Source organism: Rhodococcus sp. MEB032, assembly GCF_030208925.1.
Taxonomy (GTDB): domain Bacteria; phylum Actinomycetota; class Actinomycetes; order Mycobacteriales; family Mycobacteriaceae; genus Rhodococcus_F; species Rhodococcus_F qingshengii.
Map to the genome: position 1 here is coordinate 103,081 of NZ_JARVSY010000014.1, position 14,343 is coordinate 117,423.

14 protein-coding genes are annotated in these 14,343 nt (G+C 63.1%); 9 read left to right on the forward strand and 5 right to left on the reverse strand.

The genetic code is table 11. The features are described 5' to 3' along the window. Positions 1-31: 31 nt before the first annotated feature. The 4 genes from QRN54_RS16905 to QRN54_RS16920 form a co-directional block, all read right to left on the reverse strand. The gene (locus QRN54_RS16905) at positions 32-481 is read right to left on the reverse strand and encodes a GNAT family N-acetyltransferase (protein WP_083055947.1); all 450 of its coding nucleotides are present in this window, start codon (positions 479-481) and stop codon (positions 32-34) included. An 18-nt stretch (positions 482-499) separates the two neighbouring features. Continuing rightward, complete coding sequence (locus QRN54_RS16910) at positions 500-976, reverse strand: GNAT family N-acetyltransferase (protein WP_042922718.1); 477 nt, start codon at positions 974-976, stop codon at positions 500-502. Between the two features lie 176 nt (positions 977-1,152). Beyond that, on the reverse strand, positions 1,153-2,274 hold the full coding sequence (locus QRN54_RS16915; RefSeq protein ID WP_003941145.1) for a DUF475 domain-containing protein: 1,122 nt from the start codon (positions 2,272-2,274) through the stop codon (positions 1,153-1,155). Positions 2,275-2,411: 137 nt separating this feature from the next. Beyond that, on the reverse strand, positions 2,412-2,987 hold the full coding sequence (locus QRN54_RS16920) for a TerD family protein (protein ID WP_003941199.1): 576 nt from the start codon (positions 2,985-2,987) through the stop codon (positions 2,412-2,414). 243 nt (positions 2,988-3,230) lie between these two features. Between QRN54_RS16920 and QRN54_RS16925 the strand changes: the two genes are divergently transcribed. The 9 genes from QRN54_RS16925 (at position 3,231) to QRN54_RS16965 (ending at position 13,498) form a co-directional block, all read left to right on the forward strand. Beyond that, entirely contained in the window at positions 3,231-4,376 is a 1,146-nt protein-coding gene (locus QRN54_RS16925; RefSeq protein WP_285182474.1) for a hypothetical protein, read from the forward strand. Positions 4,377-4,468: 92 nt separating this feature from the next. Continuing rightward, positions 4,469-5,626, forward strand: a complete 1,158-nt coding sequence (locus QRN54_RS16930; protein WP_042950575.1) for an HpcH/HpaI aldolase/citrate lyase family protein — start codon at positions 4,469-4,471, stop codon at positions 5,624-5,626. Continuing rightward, positions 5,623-6,912 (forward strand): phosphoribosyltransferase family protein, encoded by a 1,290-nt coding sequence (locus tag QRN54_RS16935; protein WP_007727042.1) that lies wholly within the window; start codon positions 5,623-5,625, stop codon positions 6,910-6,912. Before QRN54_RS16930 ends, QRN54_RS16935 begins: the two co-directional genes overlap by 4 nt. Then, positions 6,909-8,018: a cysteine protease StiP family protein gene (locus tag QRN54_RS16940; protein ID WP_003941082.1), complete on the forward strand. Its 1,110-nt coding sequence runs from the start codon at positions 6,909-6,911 to the stop codon at positions 8,016-8,018. Before QRN54_RS16935 ends, QRN54_RS16940 begins: the two co-directional genes overlap by 4 nt. Next, positions 8,015-8,872 (forward strand): HAD family hydrolase, encoded by an 858-nt coding sequence (locus QRN54_RS16945; RefSeq protein ID WP_082661496.1) that lies wholly within the window; start codon positions 8,015-8,017, stop codon positions 8,870-8,872. The genes QRN54_RS16940 and QRN54_RS16945 overlap by 4 nt, the downstream gene beginning before the upstream one ends. Positions 8,873-8,899: 27 nt before the next feature. Continuing rightward, entirely contained in the window at positions 8,900-10,309 is a 1,410-nt protein-coding gene (locus QRN54_RS16950; protein ID WP_285182466.1) for a TerD family protein, read from the forward strand. A 158-nt stretch (positions 10,310-10,467) separates the two neighbouring features. Then, on the forward strand, positions 10,468-11,361 hold the full coding sequence (locus tag QRN54_RS16955) for an SGNH/GDSL hydrolase family protein (protein ID WP_285182467.1): 894 nt from the start codon (positions 10,468-10,470) through the stop codon (positions 11,359-11,361). Between the two features lie 40 nt (positions 11,362-11,401). Further along, on the forward strand, positions 11,402-12,958 hold the full coding sequence (locus QRN54_RS16960; RefSeq protein ID WP_052417026.1) for a TerD family protein: 1,557 nt from the start codon (positions 11,402-11,404) through the stop codon (positions 12,956-12,958). A gap of 84 nt (positions 12,959-13,042) precedes the next feature. Beyond that, positions 13,043-13,498, forward strand: a complete 456-nt coding sequence (locus QRN54_RS16965) for a tellurite resistance TerB family protein (RefSeq protein ID WP_003941110.1) — start codon at positions 13,043-13,045, stop codon at positions 13,496-13,498. 56 nt (positions 13,499-13,554) lie between these two features. Here QRN54_RS16965 and QRN54_RS16970 read toward each other — a convergent pair whose 3' ends face one another. Next, entirely contained in the window at positions 13,555-14,076 is a 522-nt protein-coding gene (locus QRN54_RS16970) for a 2-oxo-4-hydroxy-4-carboxy-5-ureidoimidazoline decarboxylase (RefSeq protein WP_003941084.1), read from the reverse strand. Positions 14,077-14,343: the final 267 nt, after the last annotated feature.

Here is a 14,343-nt window from a genome sequence, read left to right on the forward strand (position 1 = left end):
CCTGAGATCGCGGTGTGACGACCACCATATATTACTCGCGGGTAATGTGGGGATCGGTCAGATCGGGCGCAGGCTCGAGGTCTCGGCGTAGGAAGATTTCGGAGGACTCGCCTGGGAGTAACAGAACTCCCGCGTCGCTGTATCCCATTGCGCGATAGAAGTTCTGGGCTGATTCGTCGGCGAGTGTCGAGGTGAGGACCTGCGAGTGTCCCGCGCGGCTCATGCGTTTTTCCCAATCTGTGACCAAAGCGCGCCCAATGCCTTGGCCGCGGTTCGAAGACAGGACGGTCAGCATGTTCATGAACGGAATCTCGTCCCAGAACAAGCCCCAGCGCAGCCATCCGATTGGATTACCGTTGTCCTCGGCGATGAGTATCCGGCCGCGTTGGACCACTGACGCGAGTTCCTCGGCAGCGACGTGCGAGTCGTGCTCACGTAAGAACGGCAAGTCTGTCTGCGCTGCGACGCGAATGTTCACCACAGAAGTCAGTATCGCCGTTCAGTCGGAGTTGATGGCGTTCGGCTTGGACAGGTAGACGACTCCGGGGATGTGGCTGGGGTCCGGCGGCAATTGGGAGTAGCCCGCTCGGGTGTACAGGCGAATGTTCCGCAGGCTCCTGCTTCCGGTGAACAGCTCGAAACGTGTGATGTGCTCCGGAGCGTTCTGTTCCACGTGCTGCAAGAGGCGTCGGCCGAGGCCGTTGCCCGCCAAGTCCGGTGCCACCATGAGGCGACCGATCTGCCATGCGGTTCCGTCCGCGGTTCCTCGCACGGCCCCGACGAGCCGGCCGCCGCGTCGTGCGGTCCAGACAGTCGACTCCTGAACCCAGGCTCGGACCGTGGGTAGGTCCTCGTGGAGCGGGGGTATGTCCATGCTGTTGTTGGAGATTGCTTCCGAAACCCAGCAACAGCGTTGTAGAACAAGGATTTCCGCGGCGTCCTCGTCCGTTGCGCGCTCTATGACTATCTCGTTCATGGTTTCCCTTACGAATAGGTTCTTCGCACCCGCAGGGCAATTGTTCACCCGCAGGCTGAATTTGGCGCGCGGCTGAACAATTGGCGCGCGGTTGTGAATGCAGAGCGTTTCAATTCAGGCATAACAAACAAAACGCCCGCGACCAATTGGTCGCGGGCGTTTCGTGAAAAAGAACGTCAGACAGTTGCCGGAGTGTTCTCGTCCAACTTCGGATCTGCGTTCGCGATTCGCTTGTTGCGAATGAGGCTGCTGATGAAAGCAGCGCCGATCAAGAAGACACCGACCAGGCCGGTGATGATCTCGTTGATGTGAACGCCGATGGACACCATCAAGATCACGGCCAGAGCGCCGATGGCCCAGTGCGCACCGTGCTCGAGGTAGACGTAATCGGAGAGCGTGCCCTTGCGGACCAGGAAGACCGTGATGGAACGGACGAACATCGCGCCGACGAAGCCGAGGCCGAGGGCGATGATGATCGGGTCTGCCGTGATGGCGAATGCGCCGATGACGCCGTCGAAGGAGAAGGACGCGTCGAGGACCTCGAGGTAGAGGAACAGGAAGAAGCCGGCCTTACCGGTCGCTTTCGCGAGCTGCGTGGGGCCGCCGGACTTGGCGGTTTCTTCCTCTTCGCCTTCTTCCGGCAGGTTGAACAGTTCACCCAGTCCGTTGACCGCGATGTAGGTGATCATGCCCAGAACACCGGAGATCATGACGGTGGAAACCTTGTCGTCAGCAGCGAGGAAAGAACCACTGAGAACCAGGACGATGCCGGCCACGACGACGGAGAGCTGATCGAGCTTGCCGATGCGAGCGAGGGGCTTCTCCAGCCAAGACAGCCAGGTGATCTCACGCTCTTCGAAGATGAAACCGAGGAAGAGCATCAGCAGGAACATGCCACCGAAGGCAGCGATCTGCGGGTGAGCGTCGGTGAGGATGGTTTCGTAGCTCGGCTCGCCGTTGGCGAAGTACGCGGCGTCGTCCGCAGGCGGGTTCAATGCCAGATCGAGTGCAGCAACGGGTCCGAGACCGGATGCAGCCCAGACGATCACGAGTGGAAACACCAGACGCATACCGAAGACGGCGATGATGACGCCGATGGTGAGGAAGATCTTCTGCCAGAATTCACTCATTCTCTGCAGAACAGTGGCGTTGATGACGGCGTTGTCGAAGGAAAGCGAGATTTCCAGAATCGACAGGATGATGACGAGGAACAGTGCCTCAGGTCCGCCGTAGATGAACGCAACGATCATCGCGAGGATCGAAATTGCGATGGATAAACCGAATATTCGCAGTACCACGGAGCGTGGCCCTTTCTAGTTGGTCAATGCAGAGTGGTTACTGCAAGCGGTCTCTCACCGCATCCGAACGTGAAAACGGGGAGGGTTCCACAGACTACTGCGGAACCTTCCCCGAGTCAGCTCGTCGAGAGCGAAGATCAGACGTTGACGCCGTAATCGCGCGCGATGCCCGCGAGGCCGGACGCGTAGCCCTGGCCGATTGCGCGGAACTTCCACTCTGCACCGTTGCGGTACAGCTCACCGAAGACCATGGCGGTCTCGGTGGAAGCGTCCTCGGAGAGGTCGTAACGAGCGAGCTCGTTGCCGTTCGACTTGTCGACTACGCGGATGTACGCGTTGCGGACCTGGCCGAAGGACTGCGAGCGAGCTTCTGCGTCGTAGATCGAGACGGGGAAGACAACGCTCTCGACCTCGGCAGGAACCGCTGCGAGGTTCACGTCGATCTGCTCGTCGTCGCCTTCGCCTTCGCCGTCCGTGTTGTCACCCTTGTGCTCGATCGAGCCGTCGGGCGAACGGAGGTTGTTGAAGAAGATGAAGTGCTGGTCGGAGAGGACCTTCTTGTTCGAGCCTGCGCCGATTGCGCTGGCGTCGAGGTCGAAAGCAGCTCCGGTGGTGGAACGTGCGTCCCAGCCCAGGCCGACGACCACTGCAGTCAGGTTCGGGGCCTCCTTCGTGAGAGAGACATTGCCGCCTTTGGTCAAGCTGACGCCCATTCAGGGGTCCTTTCAAGAGGAGAGACAAGGCCCACTACGACGCGAAGTCGTCTTGGGAGTGTGTTTACCTCCACCACCCTAACCGCAGTTCCGGTGTGTTCGCCGTAACAGCAGAATTACGAACCGAGAAGCGAAGTGCTGGACCCGTAGGATTCAATCGTGGTGGGAAGATGGTCGGAGCGCTTCAATCGGGGGGCAAGAGTGGGGGAGTCGGTCAGTCGTGCGCGGGAGGCGCAGACGGCCATGGTTTCGGCGTTCCTCGACATGGACAAGCGGCAGACCATCGCGTCGGTAGCAGTCGACGCTTCCGCCGAGCTGTACCCCGAGCGAGGGCTGCGCGCTGCGTGGGAACCCGTTCGGGATCGGTGCTTCCAGGCTGCGTCGGACTACCTCGACACATCCGAGCGCTATGGCAACGATCAGGTACTTCACCAGAACCCGAACGGTGCTCGGGCGGCGTTCGAAAAGTCGGTAGCCGAACTCGTCGAGGCGGCAAAGGGCGTCGACGCCTTCTACAACGGGCATCGTGCGCACCTCGAGCAGGCGACGGTCACGATGTCCGCCATTCCCGTCCTCGGCCAGCAGGCCCGAACCCTGGCGAACGCCGTCCGGGAAAAACTGGCTGCCACCGATCAGCGCTATCGCGAGTACCCGTCGGTGGTGACGGCCTCCGAACACCTCGACGACGCGGTTGCAGCGCTCGACAATGCGCGCTCATCCGGTCGCGCCGACGCAGTCCGCACGCGGGCCGAGAGTGTCCGCGAAGCGGTATCGGCGCTCGAGGAAGCATTGGCAGAAGCCCCGTCGACCCAGCACCGTGCCGAGATGACGATTTCCTCGGTCTCGACCAGGTTGTCGGCAGTGCGCACTCGAGTGGACCGCCTGGATCCGGCGTACTCCGCATTGCTGCGCGAGTTCAACGCCGCGAGTTCTGCTGACCTCGTCGACAACAGCAGTCGCAGCCGAGCGCATATCGATCAGGCCGACATCGATCTCAAGGAAGCGAAGCAGTCGCTGGCTGCGGGAAACCCCGAACATGCACTGGCTTTGATGGCCGAAGCCCGCGTGCACCTCGCCGACGCCGAAGCGTGTGCCGACGCCGTGACGGACCGTCTCGCTACTCTGCGTGCAGTCCGGGCAGATCCGAGCCAAAAGGAACGTGAGGTTCGTTTCCGGCTGAAAGACGCCCAGATGTTCGCTGTTAACCAAGGGTTGGTGGCGGAGTGGGGCTCCGTACTCGATGCTCAACTAGCAAGGATCGAGCGAGCGAGTGCGTCACTGTCGGGAACTCATCCGGACTACTGGTCGTATGTATTACAGCTGGACTCGGTATCGACGTTCATCACCGAAGTTGTCGAGAAGATGCGGGCGCGAGCCGGCAAAAACTGAATGGTCGGGCCGATCGGGGGATCGGAGTTGCTCGACGCGTTGTCACAGGGGGTCGTTTCATGGACTTGATTGCGGTTACAGAGAGAAGAGAAATGCAGCACTTTCAACATCTCGAGGATGACGTGCGGGAGCAACTGTTCCTGCATGCGCCTCGATCGTTCGCGGATTCCGACGAGAGGGATCTGCTCGCGATTGCTCTGGGTGCAACTCTCTACGTTCCTGCCACCCGAGCCGGGTTGGCCGACATCGTGGTCAAGCGTGCGTCCGAGGGCGTCAGCTCGATGGTGCTTGATCTCGAGGACGCCGTCGCGGATCACGAGGTGGAGTCGGCGCGAGCGAACGCGGTTGACGCTCTCGACAAGATCGCGTCCACCGACGCCGTCGGCATGCTGCTGTTCGTACGGGTCCGTGAAGTCGCGGACATCCACAAGGTCGCCGCGTCGTTGACCGAGGGGCGCGCCGCGCTCACCGGGTTCGTCATCCCGAAGTTCGGCAGCGAGTCCGGCCCCGTGTTTCTCGACGCCGTCGCGGACGCATCCGAGTTGCTGGGCAAGCATCTCTACGCGATGCCGGTACTCGAATCACCCGCGCTTGTGCACCGCGATACTCGCGATCTCGAATTGCGCACCATCAGTGGGATTCTCGCGCAACACCGCGATCGAATCCTTGCCGTCCGCATCGGCGCCACCGACATGTGCAGCACCTTCGGCATCCGTCGTGACCGCGATCTGACCATCTACGACGTGCGCGTGGTGGTCGACGTCATCGCCGACATCGTCAACTATCTCGGGCGCGCGGACGGTTCGGGTTTTGTCATCACCGGGCCCGTGTGGGAGTACTTCGCCGATCACGAACGCATGTTCCGGCCGATGCTGCGCGCCACCCCGTTCGAGGAACACGACGCCGTCCGGTTCCGTCAGCATCTCGTCAGCCGCGACCTCGACGGTCTGCTCCGTGAGATCGCGCTGGACCGAGCCAACGGAATCCAGGGCAAGACGGTCATCCACCCGTCGCACGTCGCAGCGGTCAATGCATTGTCCGCCGTCACGCACGAGGAATATCACGATGCCCTCGACATTCTCGGTGCCGACGCCGGGGGAGTTCAGGCGTCCGGCTACCGGAACAAGATGAACGAGATGAAGCCGCACCGCAATTGGGCCCATCAGACTGCGCTCCGAGCTCACGTGTTCGGTGTGACCAACAAGGGAATCACGTTCGTCGAGTTGCTGACGGCGTTGGTCGATCGATGACAGAGCTTGTCCAGTCCAAGGACGTTCCCTGGGCTACAGCAGAATTCGGCTTGGACCTCGTTCACGGTGATTCGTCACTCGGGCATTCGGTGCCCGATCTGGTGATCCCGGGACTTCGGCGGAATCCGCGTCGCGCTCATCTGCTGGTGTCCACCGTGCTGGGAAAGCACGTGCCCACCGAGCCGTCCGTGGTCATCGGCGCTGCCGACGACCTCGGCGATCTGGTGCGGACAACCCTCGGTGAGGGTGTCGACGTCGTCGTTCTCGGATTTGCCGAAACCGCAACAGGTTTGGGCCACTGCGTCGCAGCTCGCCTCCACGCTCACTGCTACCTGCACTCCACGCGCCGAGACGTACCAGGGGCTACGACGCTCGCCGGATTCGAGGAGGGGCACTCGCACGCCACGAGCCATCTGATGCAGCCGACGTCCGCCGAACTGTTCGAGAACGACCTGCCTCTGGTCCTCGTCGACGACGAGATCTCCACCGGCGCCACCGCGATCGATGCCATCCGGGCGCTGCACGGGCAATGCCCGCGAAGCCGCTACGTCGTGGCCTCGCTGGTGGACATGAGAACCGAGGAACACCGAGTCGCCGGCGAAGCCGCGGCGGCAGAGTTGAATGTACGAATCGACTACGTCTCTCTCGCTTCGGGTTCGACGGTCCTGCCCGACGGCCTGACCGAGCGCGTCACGGCGCTGGATGCTCCGGATCTCAATCCGATCGGTGACCGCCGTGGCACGCTGGCACGGATCGATCTGCCGTGGCCGGCACATGTCCCCGACGGTGGCAGGCACGGCTTTCTCGATGGCGACACCGCGGCATTCGAGTCAGCCGTCGAGGCAGCGGTGTCCATTCTCAAATCGTCGATCGACGCGTCGCGTGCTGTGATCGTGATCGGTCACGAGGAGTTGATGTACCTGCCACTGCGCATCGCTGCGGGCTTGGAAAGCTCTGGGCGAGCAGTTCGTTACCAGACCACAACTCGCTCACCCGCGTACGTCGTCGACGTGCCGGGATACCCGCTGCGTCGCGGGTTCACCTTTCCGGCGCCCGAACTGGGTGAGAACGACCCTCGATACGTCTACAACGCGCAGTGGCCTGATGCGGCGGTCGACGCCCTTGCGTTGCTGGTCATCGACGAGCCCGCCGACACCGATCGGTTGACGGCGATGGACGGAGTGGTCGAGGTGTTGCGGAACTCCGGCACCGACGTCCTGGTCGCCACCGTTCGCGGGGCCGATCCGTCGGCGCTGCGAGATTCCAGAGCAGGGAGCTCGTCATGAACGAACCATTGGTCGGGCCCGAATTCGGTTCGTACGCGCCGGGCGAAGTGAAGTGGCTGCTCAAGGATCTCTCGCACGTGGATCTCGAAGCGGATGTATCCGTGCGCGAGAAGCGTATTCAGTCGGGTGAGGCGCACTATGCCGAGTCTCTCCCCATCGAGTACCAACCCGATCAGGCATACCGGGATCTTTTCGAGACGGTGCTCGCCGAGAGCGCTCCACGGTTGGCGCGCGCTGTCGGGACCGTGATGGACCTGGTCTTGGCCGAGCGGGGGAGTGACATCACGCTGGTCTCACTCGCCCGGGCCGGAACACCGATCGGGATTCTGATGCGGCGCTGGGCCCAGCAGACCCGCGGGTTGACGTTGCCGCACTATGCGGTGTCCATCGTCCGTGGCAAAGGAATCGATTCCGTCGCACTCGATTATCTTGCGCACCATCACGACTCGGAGAACGTCGTCTTCGTCGACGGCTGGACGGGCAAGGGCGCCATCGCCCGCGAACTCGACGCAGCGTTGACGGAGTACCACGAGGCAGGCGGAGCGAAGTTCGACTCCGATCTGGCTGTTCTCGCCGACCCCGGACACTGCGTGCGAACGTACGGGACCCGTGACGACTTCCTGATCGCGTCGGCGTGCCTCAATTCGACGGTGTCCGGCTTGGTCTCACGAACTGTCCTCAACGACACCCTCATCGGGCCCGGCGATTTCCACGGCGCCAAGTTCTACGCCGACCTCGCCGACGTCGACGTTTCCAACAGGTTGCTCGACGTGGTCTCGGCCGAGTTCGATTCGGTTCGCGGCGACGCAGCGGATTCTCTTGCTGCAGTGCTCGATTCCGATCGGACGCCGACCTGGGCCGGTTGGGAGTCGGTGGAGAAGGTGCAGGCCGAGTACGGGATCTCGACGGTCAACTTCGTCAAACCCGGTGTCGGAGAAACAACCAGGGTGCTGCTGCGCCGGCTTCCCTGGAAGGTTCTGGTGCGCGAACTCGAAGCCCCGGAGCACGCACACATCCGGTTGTTGGCACAGGCCCGTGGGGTCCCGGTCGAGGTCGTCCCGGATCTCGCCTACTCGTGTGTCGGCCTGATCAAGGACATCACGTGAGCCGTGTGGACACCGCTGCGTCCCAGGTCCTGATCGCCACGGATCTGGACCGCACGATGATCTATTCGCAGGCCGCGATCGGCGGCGATCCCAGTGGCTCCGACCTGGATTCGGCACCGAGCCCGCTGTGCGTCGAGTACTACAACGGCGGTCCGCTCTCGCACATGAGCGTCGAATCGATCGAACTGCTGACTGCGCTCAGCTCGCGGGTTCCGGTGATTCCGACAACGACCCGGACCATCGCACAGTTTCAGCGGATCGATCTCCCCGGCGGACCGTGGAAGTACGCGATCACGAGCAACGGCGGAAACATCCTGGTGGACGGCGAAGCCGATCGCGAGTGGCGAAACGAGATCGACCGTTCGACCCGCAAGGCCGGCGCCGAGTTGCCGCAGGTTCAGGCGGAACTGGAATCGCGCATCGACTCGAGTTGGGTCAGCTCCATTCGTGTTGCCGACGATCTGTTTCCGTACCTGGTCGTCGATCTGGCCGTGATGCCGAGTGAATTCGAGACCGAATGGAATCACTGGTGTGTGGCGCGGGGCTGGAACGTCTCTCGTCAAGGCCGGAAGATCTACACGATGCCCGACGCTGTCTCGAAGTCACGCGCGCTGGCAGAGGTGCGCCGCAGACTGGTCGAGTCGGGTGATCTGGATCAGTCCGCCGTCGTGATCTCGGCTGGTGACGGCGCATTGGATGCGGACATGCTCGAATACTCCGATTTCGCGATCAGGCCCAGGCACGGTGAGCTGGAAGAACTGAATTGGCAACGGCCGACCGTTACTGTGACAGAAAGGTCCGGTATCGCAGCGAGCGCGGAGATCTTGCGGTGGTTCTCTTCCGCGCTCGGGTAATACACGCTCTCTATGAAGGGGATTTAGTTGTCTGTATCGCTTGCCAAAGGGCAGAACGGCCCGCTGGACGTCTCGGATGTAGTTGTCTCGGTTCAGCTGGCTGCGGCCGCTGACCTGTCTGCACTCCTCGTGACGAGCAACGGAAAAGTTCGTTCCGACGCCGACTTCGTCTTCTTCAACCAGCCGACCGGACCCGGCGTGCAATTGGTACCCAACCCGGGTGGCATTGCCTCACTCCGAGTCTCACTCGCCGGCGTACCCGCCGATATCGAGCAGGTTCGCGCCGTCATCACGCTCGACGACGCTTCGTCGAACTTCGGGCGCACTGCTGCACCGACCGCTCGGGTCTCCGATGCGGCCGGGAACGTGTTGTACGAGTACGTGATCGACGGCCTCACCACCGAGTCCATCGTCATCGCGCTCGAGGTGTACCGACGCCAGGGTGCATGGAAGGTGCGCGCCGTCGGCCAGGGGTACGCGGGTGGATTTGCCGCGCTGGTCACCGATCATGGTGTGTCCGTCGACGATGCACCACCGCCGCCTCCCACTCCGGTCGCGGCTCCGGCGCCGATCACCCCGCCCTCGTCCGTCGCTCCTACACCGCCGGCGTACAACCAGCCGCCGCAGCAGCAGCCTTCGTACAACGCGCCGCCGGTTCCGCCGGCCCCGCCCGCGTACAACCAGCCGCCGGCCTACAACCAGAGACCGACGCCGCCGGCCTACCCGCCGGCGCAGCAGCCTGCCTACAACCAACAGCCTGCGTACAACCAGCAGCCGACGTACAACCAGGCGCCCCCGGCGCCTCCCGTGCAGAACCAGCCGCCGGCCCAGCAGCCCGAGGTGAGCCTGGTCAAGGGACGCCCCGTCAGCCTGACCAAGGGACAGAAGGTCACACTCCGCAAGGAGGGCGGCGTCGCGCTCACCATGATCCAGATGGGTCTGGGTTGGGATCCGATCAAGAAGAGCGGCCTGTTCGGAAGCCGTACCGCCGATGTCGACCTCGACGCTTCGGCACTCCTGTACGCCGACGGCAACCTCGTCGACGTCTGCTACTACGGTCAGTTGACGTCCAAGGACGGCTCGGTCCGTCACATGGGTGACAACCTGACCGGCGACGGAGACGGCGACGACGAGGTCATGCTCGTCGATCTTCAGCGGGTCCCGGCTCACGTGACCACCGTGATCTTCACCGTGACCTCGTACCGCGGACACACGTTCGAGCAGGTCTCCAACGCTTTCTGCCGTCTCGTGGACAGCACCACCAACTCCGAGCTCGCTCGATACACGCTCCAGGGCGGCATGGCTTTCACCGGAATGGTGATGGCAAAGGTGTACCGCGTGAACGGTGAATGGAAGCTGCAGGCCATCGGTGAAGGTATCCAGGCCAAGCACGCAGGAGAAGCTGCGCCGCAGCTGGGCCGTTTCCTCACTGCTTGAGTCGAGACTGCATACTCGAGATGAATCCGGTTCGGCGGTAGGTGATTTCGATCGCCGTCCGTCGAACCGGACATCGTTTCCCCCTCTGTGCGTTAACCTCATGCGGCATGTCGAGCCGTCAGTCGAGCGGCCGTGCGCGAGAGGACTTGGCACAGTAGATGATCATTCGAGGGAAACTTCTCGGTCGGGCGGCGGCCGTCGCAGGCGTTGTGCTGGCGCTCGTGAGCACCGGAATCGCGCAGGCTTCGGTGCCCCAGTCGGAAACTCGGTCAGGAGTATCCGGCACCGGGATCAAGTACGTCGCCCTCGGTGACTCCCGTGCCTCCGGTCCAAGGCTGGAACCGATGTACCCCGACGCCTGTTCGCGTTCGTACGAGAACTTCGCGGGCAAGATCTCTCGGGCACTCGAGGTCGCGGAGTTCACCGACGTCTCTTGCAGCGCGGCACGCGCCGAGAACATCATCGACACTCCACAGCTGATTCCGAACTACTGGCCTGTCCAACTCGATGCCGTTCACCCGGACACCGACCTGATCACCATCTCGATCGGCGGCAACGACTCCAACAGCATCTTCCTCGGCCCCCTGTGCGTCGCTCCGGGGCCAGGAACCGATCGTGGATGCCGGTACGACCCGCTCGCGAATTCCGTCGCCCAATCCGGAATCGACCGGGCTGCCGGAGAATTGGATCGCATCCTGACTGCGGTCACGCAGCGCGCGCCTGACGCTCGCATCTACCTGATCGGTGAGGGCGGCATGATCTCCTCTCGCGGATGCTGGCCGAACATTCCGTTCTCAGACGCCGACGCATCCTGGTTCATGGACTACTTCGCTCGCTACAACACGAAGTTCGACGAGGTGGCCCACGCCCACGGTGTGCGCACTGTCGACATTGCGGCGGCGAGCATCGCCGGCGGGCACGACGCATGTGCGAGTGCAGATCAGCGTTGGTTCGAAGGCCTGTTCTCGGAGTCGACGGCGCAGCGCTTGCACTTCACGGACGCTGGGATGACCGCGGTGGCCGATCTAGTGGTGGCGGACGTGCAAGGCTGACCGAGAGAGCCCGGTCATGGCATAGTTCGCTGCTGTGGGTATGACTTTTGTTCCCGGACAGAACGCGCCGCTGCAGGCGCCCGTGGTGACGTTTCGAGCCGAGAGCCAGACGCCGTTCGACGTGTCGGCGCTGGTAGCGGACGCGAACCTGCGGGCATTGACGTCCGCGGACTTCGTGTTCTACAACCAACCATCCACCGCTGGAGTGCAACTCGACCAGAGCGGCATCCGGGTGGAACTCGATCGACTTCACCCCGATGCCGCGGCCGTGTTGTGCATCGTCAGCGTGGATCCGGCAGCGACGGCCGCGGGCGCCTTTCGCACGGCCGGGCTCTCCGCCACCCTGAGCGATCAATCCGGTTCGGTCCTGGCCGAATTCGCGATCCCCACCGCAGGTACCGAGACAGCGGTCATCTGCTGGGAGCTGTACCGAAAGTCCAGTGCCTGGAAGATTCGGGCCGTAGGGCAGGGCTATGCGGGTGGTCTGGCGGAACTGATCTCGGTGCACGGCGTCGAGGTGGACGACGAGCCGGCACAACCAGGCCCGACAGCTGCGCCCGAGTGGGACTCCGCCGTGGAGCCGTTGGAGGTGGGCCGCGGCCTCGAGCGTGCGTGGATGATCTTCGAGGACGCCTCGCGTTCTGCCGCTTCCTTCGTCTCCAGCAGCGAGTACGCGCTTGCCCGTTTGGACGAGGATCTGACCGCAGCCGTCGCAGATCCGTCGTTGCGGAACTCGGCAGCGGGAGTGGCGGCGCGCGATGCCGCACAGAAGCGTCACGACGACCTCGTCTCACTCGCGCGGGACAATCACGCCCGCGACAGCGCTCAGCTTGCGCACGAACTCGGCGTGATCGACGGCGTGCTCCCACGGTCGATGGCGTCGTGGAAGTCGGTGTCCTGGGCGGGTACAACCGATCCGGCCCAGATCACGGCCGTCAGCGACGGAATGCGTCTTGGCGAGCTGTCGGCTCCGGACCGCGGCACACTCACCGTTCCCTACTGCGTCCCGTTGCCACTGCGCCGGCCGATCTGGGTGGACAGTACGTCGAGCAAAGCAGCGCTCGGTCTGATCAGTGCCGTCACCGTGCGCGTCATGGCCGCCGGCCCGATGCCGCTACTCGACGTCGTCGACCTGACCGGCTCGCTCACGCCACTGACCGACCGACTGGCACCGATGCTCGCGGGGCCGGTCATCACCGCTCACACCGAGATCTCGGCGCGCTTGCGGGCACTGGCCGAGGCCGTCGACATGGGCGAACTCGCGCGAATGAGTGGCGTCGCCGACGGGCCGAGTTCCCTGCGCCTGTTGATCCTCAGCGATTTCCCGCACGGATACTCCGCCGAAGACGCACAGACCATCATGTTCCTCGCCGAACGCGGGCCGGCAATCGGTTTGTCCATACTGATTGTCGGAGAGGACGAGTCGAACTTCGCGGAAGAATCCGTCGCCGCACTGTCCGAGGGGTGCCAACATCTTTCGGCAGCAGGGCAGACGGAGGTTCACGATCCGTGGACCCGCACGCAATGGCACTTCACCCCGGACGTGCTCGACCCGATCTCCGAGTCGCGAATTCTGGCAGTGTTCGACCGCACCTAGTGGCCGATGGCGGATTGCCGAGCGCACAGGCAGAGTGGTGGTACGACCACGCGCGGTGTGTGGCGGCAATACTCGAGGAGACTCATGGCATTCTGGGATCAGTTGAAGGCTAAGGCTCAGGAGATGAACGGCCAGCTCAAGACAAAGACCAGCCAGTTCCAGAACAAGGAATTCAAGAACGCGAGCATGGCAATGTGCGCGTTGATCGCCGCCGCAGACGGTTCGATCGATCCGTCGGAGCGTCAGAAGACCGCCGCGCTGATCATGAGCAACGAGTCGCTCGCGGTCTTCCCGCCGGACGAGCTTCGTGAGCAGTTCGACTGGTACTGCAGCAAGCTGTCCTCGGACTACGAGTTCGGCAAGGTCGAGGCAACCGCGACCATCGCCAAGCTCAAGTCGAAGCAGGATCAGGCCCGCGCGGTCATCCAGATCGGCATCATCATCGGCGGCGCGGACGGCAACTTCGACGAGCACGAGCGCGGCGTCGTACGCGACATGTGTTTTGCAGTCGGAATCTCTCCGGCCGAGTTCGATCTCTGATCGATTCAGAGCATGAAAGCGGGTGCGGCGCGAAAGCGCTGCACCCGCTCTTCTTTTCAGTACTCGGGATAACCGTCCTCGGGTCCCAGCATGCGCTCGATCCTCGTCCGCGTGATCTTGGCGAGCTCGTCGACGCAGACCTTGCGCTCGACGGACCGTTCGTTGGACATGCGCTGGCCGATGTTCTCGAGCAGGTCGTCGGCGTCGTGGCCGTGCGAACACCACAGATACCGGAAGCCGAAGTTCCGCTCGTACTCCTCGCCGGCGCGATAGATGGTTGCCATGACGGCGTCGTCCGGAACCCAGATCGAGCATTGCTCGAGGTGGGACGGCACGCTGTTCCTACGGACGCCGACCGGTGGATGGCACTGCAGGGCGCGTTCGACGTCGACGTCCGAGAGGTTGAGAATCGCGTCCTCGGCGCGCGAGAGGATCTCCGCGTGGTCGGCGAACGGACGTCCGTCGCTGACCCACCCGGCCCACGTCAGCGAGCAGCAGCACTCGAACAATGCGTGAACCGCCTTCTGTCGCGGTAGTTCGTTGAAGCGCTCCAACCCGATCGATTGATGTAGCAGCATGTGACCTCCCGGCCCGTTGTGCCTTCAGGCGCGCTCGCCATGCCGCGCGGTAACCAGATGCGCGGCCACTTCGATAATTCACTGCTTCACCTGGGAAAGGAAGGTTTGCTCACCGAGTTTTCAGGTTCTTAACGCGGCGTAACGAGCTGACCCACACAACGCAGAAGCCCCACCGGCGACAACCGGCGAGGCTCCAGACCGGGACCCCTTGGAAGACATCTCACGGGGTGTAGGAGTCAAGCCGCGATCGGGAGGGGAGGTGGAAAT